At 64.7% G+C, this 20,831-nt stretch carries 14 protein-coding genes; 7 read left to right on the plus strand and 7 right to left on the minus strand.

All coding sequences use genetic code 11. From position 1 onward, the window contains the following. Positions 1–159: 159 nt before the first annotated feature. Entirely contained in the window at positions 160–588 is a 429-nt protein-coding gene (locus AC1VXC_RS18720) for a hypothetical protein (RefSeq protein ID WP_481539569.1), read from the minus strand. 82 nt (positions 589–670) lie between these two features. Here AC1VXC_RS18720 and AC1VXC_RS18725 point away from each other — a divergent pair, with 82 nt between their 5' ends. Continuing rightward, the gene (locus AC1VXC_RS18725) at positions 671–1,033 is read left to right on the plus strand and encodes a GFA family protein (RefSeq protein WP_481539568.1); all 363 of its coding nucleotides are present in this window, start codon (positions 671–673) and stop codon (positions 1,031–1,033) included. A gap of 226 nt (positions 1,034–1,259) precedes the next feature. Here the strand turns inward: AC1VXC_RS18725 and AC1VXC_RS18730 are convergent, their stop codons facing one another. From AC1VXC_RS18730 to AC1VXC_RS18740, 3 genes are all read right to left on the minus strand, one after another. After that, positions 1,260–3,605, minus strand: coding sequence for a TonB-dependent receptor (locus AC1VXC_RS18730; RefSeq protein ID WP_481539567.1), 2,346 nt, complete (start codon positions 3,603–3,605; stop codon positions 1,260–1,262). A 206-nt stretch (positions 3,606–3,811) separates the two neighbouring features. Continuing rightward, positions 3,812–4,813 carry an extracellular catalytic domain type 1 short-chain-length polyhydroxyalkanoate depolymerase gene (locus tag AC1VXC_RS18735; RefSeq protein ID WP_481539566.1) on the minus strand — a complete coding sequence of 334 codons (1,002 nt, stop codon included), beginning with the start codon at positions 4,811–4,813 and terminating at the stop codon, positions 3,812–3,814. A gap of 84 nt (positions 4,814–4,897) precedes the next feature. Continuing rightward, entirely contained in the window at positions 4,898–6,301 is a 1,404-nt protein-coding gene (locus AC1VXC_RS18740; RefSeq protein ID WP_481539565.1) for a GntP family permease, read from the minus strand. A gap of 155 nt (positions 6,302–6,456) precedes the next feature. Here AC1VXC_RS18740 and AC1VXC_RS18745 point away from each other — a divergent pair, with 155 nt between their 5' ends. From AC1VXC_RS18745 to AC1VXC_RS18760, 4 genes are all read left to right on the plus strand, one after another. Continuing rightward, positions 6,457–8,655 carry a TonB-dependent receptor gene (locus tag AC1VXC_RS18745; RefSeq protein ID WP_481539564.1) on the plus strand — a complete coding sequence of 733 codons (2,199 nt, stop codon included), beginning with the start codon at positions 6,457–6,459 and terminating at the stop codon, positions 8,653–8,655. Positions 8,656–8,666: 11 nt separating this feature from the next. Beyond that, positions 8,667–9,545, plus strand: coding sequence for an alpha/beta fold hydrolase (locus AC1VXC_RS18750; RefSeq protein WP_482995081.1), 879 nt, complete (start codon positions 8,667–8,669; stop codon positions 9,543–9,545). A gap of 11 nt (positions 9,546–9,556) precedes the next feature. After that, positions 9,557–10,027: a MaoC family dehydratase gene (locus AC1VXC_RS18755; RefSeq protein ID WP_481539562.1), complete on the plus strand. Its 471-nt coding sequence runs from the start codon at positions 9,557–9,559 to the stop codon at positions 10,025–10,027. 70 nt (positions 10,028–10,097) lie between these two features. Beyond that, positions 10,098–13,439: a hybrid sensor histidine kinase/response regulator gene (locus AC1VXC_RS18760; protein WP_481539561.1), complete on the plus strand. Its 3,342-nt coding sequence runs from the start codon at positions 10,098–10,100 to the stop codon at positions 13,437–13,439. A gap of 51 nt (positions 13,440–13,490) precedes the next feature. Here the strand turns inward: AC1VXC_RS18760 and AC1VXC_RS18765 are convergent, their stop codons facing one another. Beyond that, complete coding sequence (locus AC1VXC_RS18765; RefSeq protein WP_481528236.1) at positions 13,491–14,165, minus strand: response regulator transcription factor; 675 nt, start codon at positions 14,163–14,165, stop codon at positions 13,491–13,493. An 89-nt stretch (positions 14,166–14,254) separates the two neighbouring features. Here AC1VXC_RS18765 and AC1VXC_RS18770 point away from each other — a divergent pair, with 89 nt between their 5' ends. Together AC1VXC_RS18770 and AC1VXC_RS18775 are read left to right on the plus strand one after the other, a co-directional pair. Then, on the plus strand, positions 14,255–16,096 hold the full coding sequence (locus AC1VXC_RS18770) for a 3-hydroxybutyrate oligomer hydrolase family protein (protein ID WP_481539560.1): 1,842 nt from the start codon (positions 14,255–14,257) through the stop codon (positions 16,094–16,096). Positions 16,097–16,120: 24 nt separating this feature from the next. After that, a complete protein-coding gene (locus AC1VXC_RS18775) occupies positions 16,121–17,779 on the plus strand; it encodes a fatty acid--CoA ligase (protein WP_481539559.1) in 1,659 nt (552 codons plus the stop codon). Between the two features lie 377 nt (positions 17,780–18,156). On the opposite strand, the gene AC1VXC_RS18780 is transcribed toward AC1VXC_RS18775, so the two are convergent. Both AC1VXC_RS18780 and AC1VXC_RS18785 read right to left on the minus strand, forming a co-directional pair. Then, complete coding sequence (locus AC1VXC_RS18780) at positions 18,157–19,839, minus strand: amidohydrolase (protein WP_481539989.1); 1,683 nt, start codon at positions 19,837–19,839, stop codon at positions 18,157–18,159. 99 nt (positions 19,840–19,938) lie between these two features. Beyond that, positions 19,939–20,679 (minus strand): glycine zipper 2TM domain-containing protein, encoded by a 741-nt coding sequence (locus AC1VXC_RS18785; protein WP_481539988.1) that lies wholly within the window; start codon positions 20,677–20,679, stop codon positions 19,939–19,941. Positions 20,680–20,831 lie beyond the last annotated feature (152 nt).

Genomic DNA, 20,831 nt, shown 5'->3' on the forward strand with positions numbered 1-20,831 from the left:
CCTCGCGTGAATGAATTGTGGTGTTCTTGGTGCTGGTTTTCCCATAGCCTTGTTAGGGTTTGTGTTTGCGGCTTATCCCGGGAAGCCCGTACCGGGACCGACAAGCTTACACCTGCAATTGCAAGTGCAGCTTTGCGTTTGGATTATCAGCTTCGCGGCTCACGCCGCTCCCACAACCCTGGGCTTCCTTGCGATCCGGTAGCCCAACCAGGCAAATGGAAGGTAGGCCAGCAGCACGTCCAACACCTCGAACCAACGCGGTGCTGGCAGCATGAAGCAGCTGGCGATGCCACCGGCCAGGAACAGCAGGCCAATCAACAAGGCCGGAATTTTGCTGCTGCCACCCGAAACCCAGGTTGCCAGCAACGCACCAGCCAAAGTGCCCAATGCATGGGCAAGGAAAGGAAACAGGAAGTGGCGGGCCTCGAACAAGGGCATCGCAGCCTGCAGGCCTTCGGTCGTGCTGGTGTCCGTACCGGCCGGTGGCGGCACCAGATGCCCGCCGAGCAGGATCAGCCCCATGTTCACCGCGCTGCCGGCGATCAAACCCAGCACCACCGCCAGCAAGCCTCTCAGGAATGCGCGCATCACCCACTCCCCACCCGTCCGATGATGGGCTGAGTATGATCCAAGCCTTGCCTAGGCGCTCATTTTGTTTTTGGAGATACGCGTGTCCCTCCGCCCCCTGCAGACTTACCAGGGCAGCTGCCATTGCGGCGCTGTCAGCTTCCGCATTCAAACCGACTTCCCGGAACTCACCACCTGCGATTGCTCGATCTGCCGGCGCAAGAACGCCTTGATGGTGAAGGTGCATGAATCCGCGTTCGAGCTGCTGTCCGGGCAGGAGGCACTGGTGGAGTATCAGTTCCACACGATGATCGCGCACCACTATTTCTGCGGCACCTGCGGTATCTATCCGTTCCACCGCAAGCGGGTCACCCCGGACTACTACGGGGTGAATGTGTTCTGCCTGGAGGAGTTTGATCCGGAGGGGATTCCGGTCCGGGCGACGGTTGGTGCGGGGATGGTCTGATCGGGCATCTGGAGGCGGCTTTGGCTTTGGCTTCGGCTTCGGCCCTGGCCTTTTCCCTTCTCCCGCAAGCGGGAGAAGGTGCGCCGCAGGGGCGGATGAGGGCAGCTCTTGGCTTGTAGCTTCTGCTTCGCCTGCTGCATGCCGAGGTAAAGCGAAACTGCACGGCGCTTCGCACCGTCCCCTCACCCCAACCCCTCTCCCGCAGGCGGGAGAGGGGCTTGAGCAATCAGCGCCAGTTGTAGTTGAACGAAACACCAATGATGCGCGGGTCGTTGTAGACCGCCGCCATGTAGTTCTCGATCACACCCTTGAGGTTCTTCTCGTTGGTGATGTTGCGGGCGAACGCCGCCACTTCCCAGGCGCCATAGCCGCCGGTATAGCCAACGCGCAGGCCACCTTCAAAGTTGCCCTTGGAGTAGAACTCCTTGCTGTCGTACAGCACGAACTGGGTTTCGCCCTGCTTGTTCCAATCGGTGGCGAAGAACACCGCGCCATCATCACCCACTGGAATGTCGTAACGCGCGGCCAGGTTCAGGTTGTACTTGGGTGCGTTCGGCAACGGGTTGCCGTCGATCTGGGCGTAGACATTGCTGCCGATCTTGATGGTCGGGTCGTTGACCGTACACACCACCACACCGTTCAACGCACAGACCTGCGCATACACGCGCTTGTCCTGGATCTCGCTGTGCAGCAGGCTCAGGCCGGCGGTCAGCGACAGGTTCGGGATCGGACGCCAATCCATGTCGGCTTCCAGACCATAGGCACGCGCCTTGTCGGCATTGAACAACACGCCGTTGCCGTTGGAATCGTTGCCGTTGAGCTGGATGTCGTTGACGGTATAGGTGAAGCCGCTGACGTTCAGACGCAGGCGGTTGTCGAACAGGCTGCTCTTGATGCCGGCTTCCCAGGACAGGATGGTTTCCGAATCAGCAGTGGTGAAGTCGGCATTGAATACCGCCGAGCGGCCCTGGATGGTCGGGCCACGGAAGCCACGTGCCACGCGTGCGTACAGGCTCAGCTCCGGGCTGACTTCATACATCGCGCTCAGGTCCCAGCTCGGCTGGGTGTCCGACATCTCGACGTTGTGGCGTCCCTTGTAGGTGACCAGACCGGCAGCGGTATCGGCGGTCTTCAGCAGGCGCGTGCTCTTCTCGTCCTTGGTCGCGCGGATACCTGCGGTCAGCGTCAACGCATCGGTGGCCTTCCAGCTCACCTGGCCAAAGCCTGCCCACGAGGTATTGATGTTGCGCAGGCGTACCCAGTTGTTGGGATTGCGTGCCGGTGCGTTCAGGAACCAGGCGCGCTGGTAGAAATCGGTGGTGTCGCGGCCGTCGAAGTAGAACGCGCCAACCTGCCATGACAGCGGATCGGTGGCATTGGAAGCCAGGCGCAGCTCCTGGGTGAACTGATCCAGGTCCTGCACCTGTCCCATCGACTGTCCGTAACCATTGGGCAGGCCATTGACCGGATAGTTCGCCGCCGCACCGCCGTCGGTATCGCCACGGCTGTAGCCGGAGGTGGTTTCGTAGGCGCTGATCGAGGTCAGCGTGGTGTTGCCGAAGTCGTAGGTTGCCTTCAGCGAGCCACCGTGGGTCTTGTAGGCCTGCGGGTTGTTGTCGGCTTCATCGAAGGCGACCTTATCGCGCGGCACATCGACGCGGTTGCTGCCCTTCACCAGCGCATTGCGCAGGAACAGGGTGGAGGTGCCTTCATAGTCGCGGGTATGCACGGAACCGAGCAGCGAGAACTGTTCGTTCGGCTTGTACAGCAGCTGCAGGCGCAGATTGCGGTCGTCGTAGCCGCCCATTGTGTCGTTCTTCGGCGTCACCGTGCCGTCGGCGCTGGGGCCGCGATAGGTGTTGTCCACCCAGTCGTCGCGGTGCTGGTACAGGGTGGAGACGCGGTAGGACAGCACGTCGTTGATCGCGCCGCCCATGCCACCGTCGATGGCCACCGTGTTGTAGCTGCCGTAGCTGATGTTGACCCGGCCACTCGGGTCCTGGCTGGGCTTGGCGGTGTCAAACTTGACGATGCCGGCGGTAGTGTTGCGGCCAAACAAGGAGCCCTGCGGGCCGCGCAGCACTTCCACCTGGTCCACGTCGTAGACCGGGTTGGACTTGAGCACCACGTGTTCCAGCACCACGTCGTCCTGGATGATGGAGACCGGCTGCGAGGCGCCGAGGTAGAAATCGATATTGCCCAGGCCGCGGATGTAGAAGCGCGGGAAGATGCGCCCGGTGGTGGTCTCGGCATAGAAGCTGGGGACGCGACCGGACAGCGCCAGCAAGGTGTCATCAGCACCTTCGGTATAGCTGCGCAGCGCCTCGCCCTGTACCACGCCCACCGACACCGGCACGTCCTGCAGGTTCTGCTCGCGGCGCTCGGCGGTGACCGTGATGGTATCCAGTGCCGTCGCGGCGCTGCGCGCCTCGGTCGGCGCAGCATCCTGGGCCAGCGCGGTCTGCGCGGCCAGCGGCAGGATCAGCAATGCGCAGGCCTGGGCCAGCAGCGAGCGACGTGGAAAATCATGGGTAACGCGGGTAACTGCAGAAGCGGTGCGGTGACGCAGCATGGAATGGCCTTGGTTGGCAGTTGATGATTGCGCCCAGCCCGGACAGGGCCAATGACGCGGCATGAGGCGCGCAGATCATCACCGCACAAGGTTGCAATTCGATGGCATTGCCAGCGAACAACCCCGGAAAACCAAACGCCAGCGCAGGAGCCGATCGCTCCCACGCTGGCGATGACACCCTTCAATCAATTCCGCGCTCCAAGCGCTCAGCGCAGCTGGTCTTTCAGGAACAACCAGGTGATCAGGGTTGCATCCGGCCCCTGCGGATCGGTGAACGGCAAGCCGGAGGTGCTGCCGCTCCAGGCATGCCCCATGCCATGCACGAGATAGTCCTGGACCAGGGTCTTTCCGCCGTAGGTGTAGTTCTTGACCGTATAAGCGCGCCCACCTGGCACCTGCCCGGCAACCGTGCTGGTCGGCACGTACTTGACCGAATCATTGTCCAGTCCATCATCAGCCAGATCATTGGTCTGCAGGAACTGACGCACCGCCTGCTGGCCGTTGACCGGATTGACCGTGGTATCGACGCTGCCATGGAGCACCAGCACCGGCAACGGACGCGGCGACGGCGAGCCCGAGCACTGCCAGGCAAGCTTGCCATTGCTTTCCGGCGAGTAGATGCTGCCCGCCAGCAGCGCGTAGGCACTGCCGGATACGGTGGTCGCGCCTTTGTACATGCCGCCGGAATGGATGGCACCAGCTGCGAACACATCCGAGTAGCAGGCCAGCATGATCGAGGTCATCGCACCGCCGGCAGAGATGCCGGTGACATAGATCCGGCGCGGATCGACGGCATAGCCGGCCTTCACCGCATCGACGATGCCGGCCAGGATCGAAGCCTCGCCACTGCCACGTGCCTGGTTGATCGGCAGTTGCCAGTTCCAGCAGCGCGTCGGGTTGGAGGTAACGTTCTGCCGCGGATAGACCACGATGAAACCTTCGACGTCGGCGACATCATTGAAGCCGGAGGCCTCGCCCATCAGGTTGGGCCCGTTGACGCAGCCGTGCAGCACCAGCAGCACCGGCAATGGCTTGCTTGCCTCATAGCCTGCCGGCACCCACACCTGGTACTCACGGGCGCCAAAAAGGTTGCCGTACACACCGAAATCCCAATGGCCTCCAGCGCTTTGCGCAAACGCGCTGCCCGCCGCCAGCCAGCTGCACAGCAGCAATAGAACAGCCTTGATGGAAACGATTCCAGATTTCATAACCAGATCCTCATGCGTGAGTCGTGGATGAAGTCGTACCGGAAATCCTCGCGGGCCAGCCGCCAGGGTGTTGCGACGCCGCCGTCAAACCCAGCCGGTGGCGTAATAGATGCCGATCACCACGAACACCGCCAGCGTCTTGATGATGGTCACAGCGAAAATGTCCTTGTAGGCCTGCCGATGGGTCAGCCCGGTCACCATCAACAAGGTGATCACCGCACCGTTGTGCGGCAGGCTGTCCATGCCGCCAGAGGCCATCGAGGCAACCCGGTGCAGCACTTCCATCGGAATGCCGGCTGCCTGCGCGTTCTCGATGAAGGTCTCCGACATCGCCGCCAGAGCGATACTCATGCCGCCCGAGGCAGAGCCGGTGACACCGGCCAGGCCGGTCACGGTAACGGCTTCATGCAGCAGCGGATCCTTGATCGAGCCCAATGCATTGGCTACCACCATGAACCCCGGCAATGCGGCGATCACCGCGCCAAAGCCATACTCCGAGGCGGTGTTCATCGCTGCCAACAGGGCGCCGCTGATCGCGGTCTTGGTGCCATCAGCAAACTGGGTCACGACCGGCCGCCACGCCAACAGCATCACCGACAGGATGCCCACCAGCAGCGCGCCCTCCACTGCCCAGATCGCAGCGATCTTCGGCACCTCCTGCACCACCGGTGCGGACTTGCCGAGGATGGACGGCACGAAGCTGTGCTCGGCGCCATACCAGTGCGGGATCCCCAGGGTAAACAACTTGTTTGATACGAACACCAGCAACAGCGGCAATACCGCGATGCCGGCATGCGCGAGGTTCGTACCAGTGAACGGCACCGGCTCGTTGACCAGCGTTGCCGGGTCGCCATAGCCCTCGCCATTGCGCACGGCAACGCGCCGGCGCCACTCCAGGTAGGCCATGCCCACCGCCAGCACGAAGATGCTGCCAAGCACGCCGAGCACCGGCGCGGCCCAGGTGTCGGTGCCGAAGAAGGTGGTCGGGATGATGTTCTGGATCTGCGGCGTGCCCGGCAACGCGTCCATGGTGAAGCTGAAACCGCCCACCGCCAGCGTCGCCGGGATCAGCCGCTTGGGGATGTTGCTCTGGCGGAACATCTCGGCGGCAAACGGATAGACGGCGAACACCACCACGAACAACGACACGCCACCGTAAGTGAGCAGGCCCGACACCAGCACGATCGACAGCATCGCCCGTTGCGGGCCGAACAGCCGGATCGCCGCCCCGACTATCGATTTGGAGAAGCCGGACAACTCGATCAGCTTGCCGAACACAGCACCCAGCAGGAACACCGGGAAATACAGCTTCAGGAAACCGACCATCTTGTCCATGAACAAGCCGGTGAACATCGGTGCCACCAGCGACGGGTCGGTCAGCAGCACCGCGCCGAGTGCGGCGATGGGCGCGAACAGGATCACGCTGTAACCGCGGTAGGCCACCAGCATGAGGAAGCCCAGCGCTGCAAGTACGATCAGTAACGACATACGGCGCTTCCGAGTGGAGAGGCGCCCAGTATCCTGATCTGATGTCCGCTGCCGACTGGACCTAGGTCCACTCGCTGGTGCACACCTGCGTCGCTAGCCTTGGCTCCGAGGGTGGCATGCGGCCATCTACAACGCACTTGCCTGGGGAGGACCGAATGAAGCGGAATTGTTTGAGCCTGATGATCAGCGCGCTGTTGGCCTCCGGGCCGGTATTGGCACAGGAAGCACAACCGGCTGCGGCGACGGACGGCAAGGCCGCTTCGGCCACCAACCTGGACAGCATCACCGTTACCGCGCGCAAGCGCGAGGAAACCCTGCAGGAAGTGCCGGTCGCGGTCACCGCCTTCACCTCCGAAGCGCTGGACAAGTTGAACGTGCAGGACATCGCCGATCTCGACGCGCAGGTACCCAACCTGACCATCTACGCGGCGCGCGGCGCCAGCAGCACGGTCACCGCCTACATCCGCGGCGTCGGCCAGTCCGATCCCACCTGGGGCGCGGATCCGGGCGTGGGCATCTACCTGGACGACGTCTACATCGCACGGCCGCAAGGTGCCCTGCTGGACGTGTTCGACGTCTCGCGCATCGAAGTACTGCGCGGCCCGCAGGGCACGCTGTACGGCAAGAACACCATTGGTGGCGCAATCAAGTACATCTCGCGCGGCCTGCCCACGCAGGTCGAGGGCTATGCCCAGATCACCGCAGGCAACTACAACCAGCTTGATGCCAAGGCGGCCATCGGCGGCCCGCTGGGCGGTGCCGACAGCGGCCTGCGCGGGCGCATCGCCGTGGCCAGCATGAACCGCGACGGCTTCGGCGAGAACACCTACAACGGCCAGCCGATCAGCGACAAACAGATCAATGCCGCACGCCTGAACCTCGGCGCCTATGCAGGCGACGACTTCGACGTGCAGTTCGCGCTGGACTGGATTGATGACCAGTCCGGCATGCGTGGCTCGAAGATGCTGGCACCGAACCCGTTCACCCCGGCCTACCCGCCGATGGATGACCGTTACGACATCCGCTCAGGCATGCAGAACCTCAACAGCGTCGAGACCAAGGGCGCCTCGGCTACGGTGAACTGGCGTCCGAACGACGATATTGCACTGAAGTATGTGGTCGCCAAGCGCGAATCCGACAGCCACTCCAACATCGACTTTGACACCACGCCGGTCAAGCTGGCCGACGTCGGGGGCTTCTACGAGGACAGCCAGGTCAGCAACGAACTGCAGTTGAACTACGACGCCGGCGGCCGTGTGCGCGGTGTGATTGGCCTGTACCAGTTCAGTGGCGAGGCCGGCGGGCAGATCCGCAACAACTTCTTCAACCTGCAGTTCGGCGATACCCGTGGCAAGGTGCTGACCGACAGCATCGCCCTGTACGCGGACTGGACCTTCGACCTGACCAACAAGCTCAAGCTCGACGTCGGCGCCCGCTACACCGACGAGGACAAGCGTGCGGTCGTGTTGAACCGTTTCTACTCCGACGCGACCTTCAGCCGGCCGATCGCAGTCGCTGCGGACTTCGACAAGACCACCAACTTCAAGAACGTCTCGCCGAAGGTGTCGCTGGATTACCAGATCACCCCGGACATCATGGTCTACGGTCTGGCAACGCGTGGCTTCAAGTCCGGTGGCTACAACATCCGCGCCAACGCCGTGGCGGTGCCGCGCTCGGCCGAGCCGTTCGACGACGAGACCGTCGACAGCTTCGAGATCGGCAGCAAGATGGGTTTCCTGGATTCGCGCCTGTTCCTGAACCTGTCGGCCTTCCACAACAAGTACAAGGACATCCAGCTGTCGGTGTTCACCGGCATCGACACCAATGGCGACGGCGTCAACGATGCCTTCTTCGGCGACTTCACCAATGCCGGCAAGGGCACCGTCAACGGCCTGGAAATCGAGTACCAGTACCTGCCGACGGCCAACTGGCTGATCTCCGGCAACCTGGCCTGGCTGGACACCAAGTACGACGAGTACATGGACCGTGGCGTCAACGTCGCCAAGCAGATGAAGTTCACCAACGCGCCGGATTTCTCGGGTGCGCTGAACGTGGAATACCGCACCGAGCTGGCCAATGGCAGCAACCTGTCCGCCCGCGTGGGCTATAGCTACCAGAGCGAAGTGTGGCCGACCACCGACCTGAGCCCGGTGATCCGCCAGGACGGCTATGGTCTGGTCAATGCCGGCGTGATCTGGAAGCTCAATGACGCCTGGACCTTCTCGCTGCAGGGCACCAACCTGGCCGACAAGGAATACCGCACCACCGGTTACAACATCCCGGCAGTCGGCACCCTGATCGGTTTCTATGGCCCGCCGCGCCAGTACAGTCTCAGCGTCCGCTACGATTTCTAGGAAACACCTGCATGACCCAGTCTTACGATGATCTGTACTGGAGCAGCAACGATGGCCTGCGCCTGCACGCGCGCGACCATGCACCGGCCGCGGGGCAATCGCCCCGCGGCACGGTGGTCTGCATTCCCGGCTTGACCCGCAATGCCGCTGACTTCGATGCGCTGGCCGAAACGCTGACTGCGGTCGGCTGGCGCGTGCTTGCGGTCGACCTGCGTGGCCGTGCGGGTTCGGCACGTGCGCCCGACCCACGCAGCTACAACCCGCGCACCTACGCCGACGACATGGTGGCGCTGCTGCGTTCGCAGAACATCGCCAAGGCCGTGTTCATCGGTACTTCGCTGGGCGTGCTGGTCACCATCACTCTCGCCTCGCGCGCACCGGAGCTGATCGTAGCAGCGGTGCTCAACGACGCCGGTCCCAAGGTGCCACGCGAAGCCCTGGCGCGGATCGGCAAGTATGCCGGCAAACCGTTGCCACCAATGGATCTGGACCAAGCGGCCGCTTACGCCGAATCCATCGGCAAGGCATCCTTCCCGCGCTTTACCGCCGAGGACTGGCGGGCGATGGCCTCGCGCAGCTTCCGCCAGCGCGACGACGGCCTGCTGGAACTGGACTATGACCCGGCCATCATCCGCACCACCCGACCATGGGTGCTGTGGCTGTTGCGGCCGGTGTTGTGGCGCGCGGTGCGCGGACTGACCTCACGGGTGCCGGTGCTGGTGGTGCGCGGTGCGCTGTCCGATATCCTGCCTGCCGATGTTGCCCAGCAGATGGCGGCTACGTCGCCGAACGCCAGCCTGGTCGTCGTGCCGGATGTCGGTCACGCACCGACCTTGTCCGAGCCCGAGGCGCGTGATGCGATCCTGACCCTGCTTGGACGCCTGCAATGAGCGGCGGTGACATGACCAGGGAATTGCCGGAAGCCCTGCAGGCATTGCAGCAATGGGCCGCAGCCGAGCGCCTTGGCAAGCCTACCCACATCGCGCAGGCGCGCATCGATGCCTTCGCCGAGGCCACCGGTGACCACAACTGGATTCACGTCGATCCGGCCCGTGCGCAGGCCGGTTTGCCGGGCGGGACGACCATCGCCCATGGCTTCCTGCTGCTCTCGCTCACCGTCGAGGAGGACGTTACGGCGCTGGTCGGCTTTCCCGGCATCGCCCACGTACTGAACTACGGTTTGAACAAGGTGCGCTTTCTGGCGCCGGTTCCCAGTGGCTCTGACATCCGGGTGCGATCACGCCTGGTCTCACTGGAACCGCGCCAGCCCGGCCAATGGCTGCTGACCCAGCACAAGAGCGTGGAGCTGCAACCCCGCGGCGAGGTGGCACTGGCCGCCGAGCAGCTGTCATTGATCGTGATCGCGCCCTGACGCGTCCCTGCATGGCAAGCGACCGGCGGGCATCCAGCACGCCGGCCACGGTTCTCTCTACACTGGAGCGATGTTGACGCCCTCCATCGTCCTGTTCGCCTGCATCGCGTGGACCGTGCTGCTGTTCGGTGTTGCCCTGTGGGGCGAGCGCCAGGGTCACCGCCTCGGCAGGATCTGGCCAGCCATCTATGCGCTGTCACTGGCCGTGCACTGCACTGCGTGGACGTATTACGGAGCTGCTTCGCAGGGCGTGCAATGGGGCTTCCCGATCCCGCCCACCTTGATCGGCATGGCGCTGATCTTCGCCTTCGGCCTGCCCTTCCTCGCGCGCCTGGGCAGGTTGGCCAAACAGCACAACAGCGCCACCATCGCCGACCTGGTGGTTGCACGGCTGCGCACCGACCAGGGCCTTGGTGTGACCATCACCCTGGTCGCGCTGTTCGGCATCATTCCCTATATCGCGCTGCAGCTTAAGGCGGTGAGCCAGGGACTCAGTGCACTGCTCGGTGACCAGTTCGCCGCCAACGGCTGGCAACTGGACATGTCGTTCTGGTTCGCGCTGACAATGGCGGCATTCACCATGCTGTTCGGCGCGCGCAAGGCCTCGGCCACCGAACACAACCGCGGCATCGTGGTCGCGCTGGGGCTGGAGTCGCTGCTGAAGTTGGCGGCGCTGCTGGCGATTGGTCTGTATGCGGCAATCTCGGTGCATCGCGCCGGCACGCCCTTGCTGGAAAAGATGGCGCACCTGCCACCGCCGGCGGTGATCCCCGACTTCCTGACCATGGTCGCGCTGGGCGCGATGGCGGCCTTCACCCTGCCCCACCAATTCCATGTCGGCGTGGTCGAGCTGCGCCAGTCCTCGGACCTGAAAACCGCACGCTGGCTGTTCCCGCTTTACCTGCTGTTGATCGGCCTGCCGTCGGTGCCGATGGCCTTGTCCGGTGCCGCGCAACTGCCAGCGTCGGTATCGCCGGACCTCTACGTACTGGCCTTGCCGCAGGAACGCGGCCACCATGTGCTGGCGCTGCTCGCCTACCTGGGCAGCCTGAGCGCGGCCACCGGCATGATGATCCTGTCCGGCCTGACCCTGTCGATCATGCTCGGCAACCATGGCTTTGGCTCGCACCTGCTCGGCGGCATGACCAGCGGCGGCAACGATGCCGGTGCCGACCTGCGCCCGCGCGTGCTGGCCTTCCGCCGCGCCGGCATCCTCGCCGTATTCCTGATGTCGTGGCTGTACAGCCGCGCCATGAGCGGCACCGAGGCGCTCAGCGATTTCGGCCTGATGTCCTTCACCGCCCTGTCGCAGCTGGCGCCGGCGGTGCTGCTGGCGGTGTATCGGCCACGTACGCCCTCGCCTGCGATCATGGCCGGCATCGTGCTGGGCTCGCTGGTCTGGCTGTGGCTGGTGTTGCTGCCGATGGTGATCCCGGCACCCGATCCAGCAACCGGCGGCGAAGGATTGCACTGGCTGGCGCTGTTCTCGCTGCGCATGCAGCCCGGCCACATCGCCATCAGCATGGGCGCCAGCCTGGCGGTCAACCTGGTCACCGTTGCGCTGGTGTCACGCGCGATCCGGCCATCGCTGCCACTGCAGAAAGACGCCGTGGCCGCGGCATCCATGCGCAAGACCGCCAGCCGCTTCCTCGGGCCGGAACGGGCGCGGCAGCTGATGGATGGGCATGCCGGACAGATGCTGGATGACGACCGCGTCACCGCGATCGAGCGCGAGCTGACCGCCGTGGTCGGCGCAGGCATGGCGCGGCTGTTGGTCGAGGCCGCGCGTGACGGCGGCGCCGCGCCGCTGGATGCGGTCACCCGCGCCGTCGGTGAAGCGGCGCAGGCACTGCGTTTCAACCAGCGGCTGCTGGAAGCCGCATTGGAAAACATGAGCCAGGGCATCAGCGTGGTCGATGCGCAGCTGCAGCTGGTGGCCTGGAACAGCCGTTATGCCGCGCTGTTCAAGTTCCCGCCCGAACTGCTGCAGGTCGGGCAGCCTGTCGCCAACCTCACCGCATGGGCGCTGGGCGAACTGAAGATCGGCGAGGCCCCGGGTGACAACGTCGGCAAGGCGCTGAACCGTCGCATCGCGCATATGCGCCGTGGCACGCCGCATCTGTCCGAACGCATCTTCCCTGACAACACCATCGTCGAAATCCGCGGCAACCCCATGCCAGGCGGCGGCTACGTTGCCACCTTCACCGATGTCACCGCATTCCGCATGGCCGAGGACGCGCTCAAACGCAGCAATGAGACCCTGGAGCTCCGCGTGCAGGACCGCACCGCGCGACTGGAACAGGCCGTGCACGAAGCCGAGCGCGCGAACGTGGCCAAGACCCGCTTCCTGACCGCGGTCGGCCACGACCTGATCCAGCCCCTGCACGCCGCACAGCTGCTCACCGATGCGATGTCACAGCACATCGAATCGGAGTTCCTGGACAGCTTCCTGCGCCAGATCCGCGGCGCCCTGGATTCCACCGACGATCTGCTGTCTGGCTTGCTGGATATATCGCGACTGGAAGCCGGCGGACTGGTCGCCGATCCCCGGCCATTCGCCTTGTTGAGCGTGCTTGATCCCCTGGCACAGGAATTCGCCGTGCTGGCAGCCGCGCGCGGCCTGCAGTTCCGCTACGTGCGCAGCCGCGTCTGGGTGCACAGCGATCCGCTGCTGCTGCGCCGCGTGCTGCAGAATTTCCTCGCCAATGCCATCCGCTACACCCGTAGCGGCGGCGTGCTGCTCGGCGTCCGCCGCCACGGCGACACGCTGACCATCGGCGTGCACGACAGCGGCCCCGGCATCACCCCGGAACAGCAGAGCGTCGTGTTCGAGGAATTCCATCGCGGTGATCGCAGCAACGGCCAAGGACTGGGGCTCGGACTGGCGATTGCGCACCGCATTGCCGACCTGCTGCACGCACCGCTGGCACTGCACAGCGTGGTCAACCGCGGTTCGGCGTTCTCCATCACGGTGACACGCGCAAGCCCGCCACCGGCCACACGCAATGACTCGCCCTCTGGTGGCACCAGCACCATCAAGGGCACCCGCGTGCTGGTGGTCGACAACGATGCGGACGCGCTGCAGGCGATGCGGCAGCTGCTGCTGTCATGGGGCTGCGAGGTAAGCGCGTACAGCGACGCCAGCGAGATCGGTGCATCCGCACAGGAGGCGGGCCTGTGGTTGTTCGACTACCACCTCGACGACGGTGACACCGGCGTCCAGCTGTGGAAGCGCCTGGACGGCGCACGCCGGCAGCGGCCGACCGTCATCCTCAGCGCAGACACCGGCAGCGATACGCGCGAGGCAGTACGCGAAGTTGGGCTGTCACTGTTGAACAAGCCGTTCAAGCCACTGGCGCTGCGCTGGGCGATCAACCATCTGCTGGCTACGCGCAGCACGGTCGCAAGCTGAGCCGAAGCAGACACCGCCGGATTCGCTGATCGGCCAGCGCGGTATCGCGGATCAGGCGTCCTGCGTCTCTTCAATCTGCCGCGACGGATCATTCAGCCCCATCTCGTGCAGAACGCGGATTGCCTGCGCGCGGTTGCGCACGCCCAGCCGGCCCATGATGCGGGTCATATGCGCCTTGATCGTGCGCAGCTGCACGCCAAGGCGATCGGCGATCTGTTTGTTGAGCAGCCCTTCGGCGACCAGACTCAGTACCTTGTATTGGTGCGCGGACAGGCTGGCCAAACGCGCGGCCAGATCGGCATCCTTGCTGAAGGGCGCAACCCGGGCAACGGTTTCACGCAGCATCGCCGGTATCCAGCGCTCGCCATCCAGCACGGTCTGCAAGGCCTGCTGCAGATCCACCAGCCCCGAACTCTTGGGCAGGTAGCCGGCAGCGCCGAGGTCGATGGCGCGGCGGATCACATGCGGTTCTTCATTGGCCGAAACGATGATGATCGCCAGCCCCGGCTGCAGAGCGCGGATCGTCGCCAATCCGGCAAGGCCATGGTTGCCCGGCATATGCAGGTCCAGCAGCATCAGGTCGATCTGCTGGCTCTCGATAACCTCCAGCACGCTGTCCAGCGAATCGGCCTCGCTGATCTGCAGGTCGTCAACCGCCTCTTCGGCCGCGCGATGCAAGGCTGCGCGGAACAAGGGGTGATCATCGGCGATAAGCAGGGTCGGCATGTCCTGGCGAGGTTAGCAAATTAAGCTTGGGCCGGGCACGGGTACCTAGGTACGCTGGCATGTAAACATTGGCTTGCTAGTGTGGGGCAATGAACATCCTCCGCCCCGTTTACCTGCTTTGCGCCGCGCTGCCGCTGTTTGGCTGCGTTTCCGTCGCCCAGGCCGCCACGCCCGGCCCTGCCGCTGCCGTGCCCCTGTTCGAACAATGGCGCGAAACCGAGCACCGCGGGGGCGATGATCTGCTGACCGCAGGGTTGGGCCTCGATGGCCTGCGCGTCGCCACTGCACCGGCATTTGCCAGCGCAGGCCAGCCGACCGCCGAGGAAGCACGCCGCCGCGCGATCTGGAGCAGCTGGCGCGGCATTGCCGACCTCACCCCCGGCGGCGGCTTCGGCGATGTCTACGGCAATCTTCAGGCGGCACCGGGCCGGGAGTTTTCGGCCTATGCGCGCCTCTCCGGCGCACATCAGCCGCATCGCGTGCTGGTGCAGATTCCCGACAATTTCGATCCGGCAAAGCGCTGCCTGGTAGCCGCAGCCTCCTCCGGCTCGCGCGGCATCTACGGTGCGATTTCGGTTGCCGGCAGCTGGGGCCTGGCCCATGGCTGCGCGGTCGCCTATACCGACAAGGGCACCGGCAGCGACTATTACGACCTCGACGCCAGAAGCGGCTTCCAGGCCGACGGTACGCCTGCGACGCAGGGCGCACTTGCCTTCGTTCCAACCGACACCAAAGCCACGCACGGCATCGCCTTCAAGCACGCCCATTCCGGTGACAACCCGGAAGCGGACTGGGGCCGGCACCTGCTGCAGGCGCTGCAGTTCGGCTTGCAGGCACTGGACCGCGCCTATCCGCAATCGGCACCGTTCACACCCGCCAATACGCGCACGCTGGGCGCAGGCGTTTCCAATGGCGGTGGCGCGGTACTGCGCGCGGCCGAGATCGAGGGCGACTGGTTCGACGCGGTGGTCGCAGGCGAACCGAATGTCTCGGTGGCCGGCGCCCCGCCGCTCTACGACTTCGTCACCCAATCCGCCCTGTTGATGCCCTGCGCGCTGCTTGCGCTGGATGATCTGCCGCAGCCGCCGATGCAGGCACAGGCAGCACCGGCATGGACCCAGCGGTGTGCCATCCTGAAATCGGCCGGACTGGTGCAAGGCGATGACACCGCCGCACAGGCACAGTCGGCACGCCAGCAACTCGCCGATGCCGGGCTCAGCGATGGCGCGTTGCGCGCCGGTGCGTTCTCGACCGGCTTCGACCTGTGGCGCGCAATCGCGGTGACCTATGCCTCGGCCTATGGTCGCTACGGCGCGGGCGAACATCCTTGCGCTTACAGCTACTCTGCTGTCGGTGCGGACGGCAAACCCGTTCCTGCAGCCGCCGAGCTGCGCGCAAGCTGGTGGAGCGAAGGCAGCGGCATTCCGCCCGGCAGTGGCGTGGTGCTGGTGGACGGCAATGCCGCACAGTCGACGGAGGACCCGCTGCGCGGGCTGAACTGCCTGCGTGCGCTCGGCCTGGGTGACAGCGCCGATGCCAAGCGCGTGCGCGCCGGCATTGCCGATGCTGCCGCCAAGGCGCCGCGTCGCGGTCTGCCGATTGTGATCATCCACGGCATCGACGACGGATTGGTGCCGATCAGCATGACCAGTGACCGCTATGTACCGCTCGCACGCACGGCGGGTACGCAGATCGCCTATTGGCGCGTAAGCAACGGCCAGCACTTCGACTCGCTGCTGGCCTTCCCGGATTATCGCAAGCGCTATGTGCCGCTGCTTCCCTACATGTTTGCGGCGATGGATCAGGTGTGGGATCACCTCGAAGATCCCGCGCGCGCCCTGCCGCAGGATGCGCTGATCCAGCCAAAGCCGCGCGCGGAAGCACCGTTGCAGCGCGCGCAGCTGTCCATTCCCACAGTCTCCGGCCGCTGACACGCTGCCAACCAGGGTATCCAGATGTCACTCGCTACAAGCCCCGACCAAGCCGAATCCAGCACCTACGCCTATCCGCTGCTGATCAAGCAGCTCCTGCACACACCGCTCGCGATCAATCCCGATCAGGAAATCGTCTACGGCGACAAGGTCCGCTTCGACTACCGCACGCTGCAGGCGCGTATCGGCCAACTGGCCGGCCTGCTGACGTCACTGGGCGTGAAGCCCGGCGACACCGTGGCAGTGATGGACTGGGACAGCAACCGCTACCTGGAAAGCTACTTCGCGGTGCCGATGATCGGCGCGGTGCTGATGACGGTGAACATCCGCCTGGCCCCGGAGCAGATCGCCTATACGCTGAATCACAGCAGCGCGCGGGTGATCCTGGCCAACCGCGAGTTCCTGCCGGTGCTGGAGAGCATTGAAGAGCAGCTGCCGGGCCTGCGCACGCGGGTGCTGCTGGACGATGAAGCAGGCCCGCTGCCGGATGGCTTCGCCACCGAGTACGAAGCCGGTCTGCGCGGCGCCGAGCCGGTCCGCAACTTCCCGGACTTCGACGAGAACACCCGCGCCACCATGTTCTATACGACCGGCACCACCGGTCTGCCCAAGGGCGTTTTCTTCAGCCATCGCCAGCTTGTCCTGCACTCATTGGCGGCGATGGCCGCGTTGGGCAGTGCGCCCAAGCAGGGCCGGCTGCATCGCGACGATGTCTACATGCCGATCACGCCGATGTTCCATGTACACGCCTGGGGCATGCCATACGTGGCCACGCTGCTGGGCATAAAACAGGTGTATCCGGGCCGCTACCTGCCGGGCAAGCTGCTGGACCTGATCGCGCGCGAGAAAGTGACGTTCTCGCATTGCGTACCAACCATCCTGCATATGCTGCTTGCCCATCCCACGTCGGCAGACACCGATATGCGCGACTGGAAAGTCATCATCGGCGGCGCCGCACTGCCGCGTGCGCTCGCCCGGCAGGCCTTGGCACGCGGCATCGATATCTTCGGCGGCTACGGCATGTCCGAAACCTGCCCGCTGCTCACCCTCGCCCAGATCGATGTGGATGCCCTGGCCGGCACCGATGAGGAGCTGTCGCTGCGCACCAAGGCCGGTATTCCGGTACCGCTGGTCGAGCTGCGCATCGTCGATGAAGAGATGAACGAAGTCGCCCACGACGGCATCGCCACCGGCGAAGTGGTAGTGCGCGCCCCGTGGCTTACCCAGGGCTACCTCCACAATCCAGAAGCATCGCAAACCTTGTGGGCCGGCGGCTATCTGCATACCGGCGACATCGGCAACATCGACGGCGGCTACCTGCGCGTCACCGACCGCATCAAGGACGTGATCAAGACCGGCGGCGAGTGGATCTCTTCACTCGCGCTGGAAGACATCATCGCCATGCACCCAGCGGTCAACGAGGTCGCGGTGATCGGCATTGCCGATGCCAAATGGGGCGAGCGTCCGCTGCCCTTGGTGGTCAGGCACGCAGGCAGCACGGTTACCGAGGCCGAGATCATCGAGCTGGTCGCCGCCCGCAGCCGCGCAGGCGACATCTCCCGCTACGCGATCCCCGACCGCGTCAGCTTCGTCGATTCGATAGAGCGCACCAGCGTCGGCAAGATCAACAAGAAGAAGCTGCGCAGCCTGCATGACCTGCCGGTGGATCCAGCTGGCGGCTGAAATCGAGCTCGCGACAGAGGGTTTTGTAGGAGCGGTGTAAGCCGCGAAGCTGGCAGCAATGAAGTTACCAACAAGCCCGTAATCTGATGGATCACGAGCTTCGCGGCTGACGCCGCTCCTACAAAGAAGCAGCACGCCAGCACTTCGCGGGCCGAAGCCAGAAGCGCGGTTTCTGTCAGCATTGCTGCAACGCAGATTTTGTAGGAGCAGCGTAAGCCGCGAAGCTCGCAGCAATGAAGCGATCAACATCCCCGTAAAGCGAGCTGCGCGGCTTACGCCGCTCCCACACAAAGAAGAAAACCGATGCCAAGGGTTTGGCATCGGTTTTCGGGTGACTCAACGTTCAAGTGGAAAGCACTACCGAAGCTGCGGGGGCTTCAGCCCTCCGGCGTAGCGGCCTTGTAAACCGGCTCACCATCAACCCAGGTCGACAGCACCTTCAGGTCATCCAGCTGGTCGGCAGCGACCTTCAACGGGTCACGATCCAGCACCACGAAGTCGGCTCGCAGGCCGCGCTGCAGCTTGCCGACCTGCGCTTCGTCATGACCCGCCCAGGCCGCGTCGCTGGTGAAGCCGCGCAGCGCTTCGGCGGCGCTCAGGCGCTGCTCCGGCTGCCAACCACCCGGCGGCTGGCCGTCGCGGTCCTGGCGAGTCACTGCCGCATACAGGCCCAAGCGCGGATCAACCTGCTCCACCGGGAAATCCGAGCCCAAGGCCAGACGCGCGCCACTGTGCAGGAAGCGCTGCCAGGCGTAGGCACCAAGGATGCGTTCCGGCCCGACCCGCTGCTCGGCCCAACCCATGTCCGAGGTGGCATGGGTCGGCTGCATCGAGGCGATCACGCCGAGCTTGGCGAAGCGTGGGATGTCCTGCAGCGACACCACCTGCGAGTGTTCGATGCGCCAGCGATGATCGGCGTCCTTGTGGGTGCCCAGCACCTTCTCGTAGGTATCCAGCACGATGCGGTTGCCACGATCGCCGATGGCATGGGTGGCAACCTGCACCTTGCAGCCATCAGCCTTGCGCACGGCGGCTTCGAACTCTTCCGGCGAGGTCATCAGCAGGCCGTGGTTATGCGGGTCGTCGCTGTAAGCGGTGAGCAGGGCCGCACCGCGGCTGCCCAATGCGCCGTCCATGTACAGCTTGACCCCGCGCATCTGCAGGCGACCGCCGGGATGGGCGTACAGGCCGGCCTTGCACAGGTCCTCCAGCGCTTCATTGTTGCCATCAGCATAGGCGTCGATGCGCAGCGGCAGCTTGCCCTGGTCGGCCAGACGCTTCATCAGCGCCAGGTCCTCGCGCGACACGCCCATGTCATGCACACCGGTCAGACCATTGCTTACCGCCGCCTGCAGCGCCGCCTGCAGGCGCTTTTCGCGCGAAGCATCGTCCAACGCGGGGATCTGCGAATAGACCAGCGACGCCGCGCCATCGACCAGCACGCCACTCGGCTTGCCAGCAGCATCGCGAAGAATGCGCCCGCCCTCCGGCTGCCAATCACCGGACAACGACTTGCCGGCCTTTTCGGCAATGCGGATGGCTGCGCTGTTGACCCAGCCGGCATGGCCGTCGACACGTTCCAGGTAGAGCGGCCGCTGCGGGAAGGCCGCGTCCAGATCGGCAGCGGTGGGGAAATCGGTGTTGTCCCAACGGTTCTGGTCCCAGCCACGGCCCAGCAGCCATTCGCCTGGCGCCAGCGTCTTTTCGAACGCCTTCAGCCGTTCCAGCACTTCGCCACGGTTGCGCGCACCCGTCAGATCAGCCTGCATCAGGGTATTGCCAAGGCCCATGATGTGCGCGTGGGCATCGATCAAGCCCGGCACCACCGTTGCATTGCCGACGTCGATGCGCGGGGCGTGCGGGTACAACTGCAGCAGCGCATCGGCGCTGCCCACATCCAGTACCTTGCCGCTGTCACTTTCCCAGGCGATGGCGCCCACCAGCGGTTGCGCCGGATCGCCGGTGCGGATCGTATCGGCCACCAGCAGCTTGACCTCGGCCTGGGCCGGGACTGCATGCAGACAGGGGAGCAACAGGGCCACACAGGCAATACGACGCATCACGCACCCTCCAGAACGGAATGCGTGGACTATGCCGTCATCCATCCGGCCTGACAAACCGTGCCCTGCACCTCATTCGGGCAGAAACGCCCGTCGTGCTCAGTCGGCGCTTACGTCGACGCGTACGCGGATCTGTTCGCCCGGGTGGTAATCGCGATGGGTGCGGTATTGCCGGCCCGCGTATTCGTAGGTGACGTCGTAGCCATCGACCCGCTCGCTCTCGCTGCCATAGCCGCTGGGCTCGCAGACGCGCACGTCACCGCGCTGGTAATTGGGCCGGTTGCTGGCTTCGTAGATGGCGCGCCCCGCGGCGCCGCCTGCAATGGTACCGACCGCGGTGCCCAGGTAGCGGCCGTCGCCGCCGCCGATGCGGCTGCCGAGCACGGCGCCAGCCAGGCCACCGATCACCGTCGCCAGTTGCCGGCCAGTCTCGTTGCCCTGCCGGTACTGGCCGTTGTCATAGCCGCGTTCGTCGTAGCCGTCGTTGCGATAGGTGTTGTTGCCGTAGCGATTGTTGCCATAGCCGCCGGTCTGGTAGCCATTGTTGTCGACATAGCCGCCATCATTGCGCTCATAGCAGCGTTCATTGCGCCCCTGGCTGCCATTGACGATGACCGGGTCCACCCGCACCACCCGCGCGTAGTCGTACACCGCGCCATTGGTGAGGGTGTTACCGCCGCGGTACTGGCCGTCGTCGTAACGGGGATCCGGCCGGTACTGACCGTCATCGTAAGAGTCGTTGGGACGATATTGGCCATCGTCATAACGCTGCGCGGACGCATCGGCGGCAACCAGCCCACCGGCAAACAGGACAGCGGCAACAGCTAGCGATCGACACATGGCAGCAACCACTCCGGCGGGAATGAGGAACGAGGTTTGGGGAATGCTCAGGCGCGACGGGTGAAACGATCCCGAACCGGCCCCGGCCCGCGGACCCCCCACCGCGCGCCCACCCCACGAACCCGCGCAATAGGAGAAATACGGAGATGCGC

The organism is Stenotrophomonas sp. STEN033 (assembly GCF_056856655.1).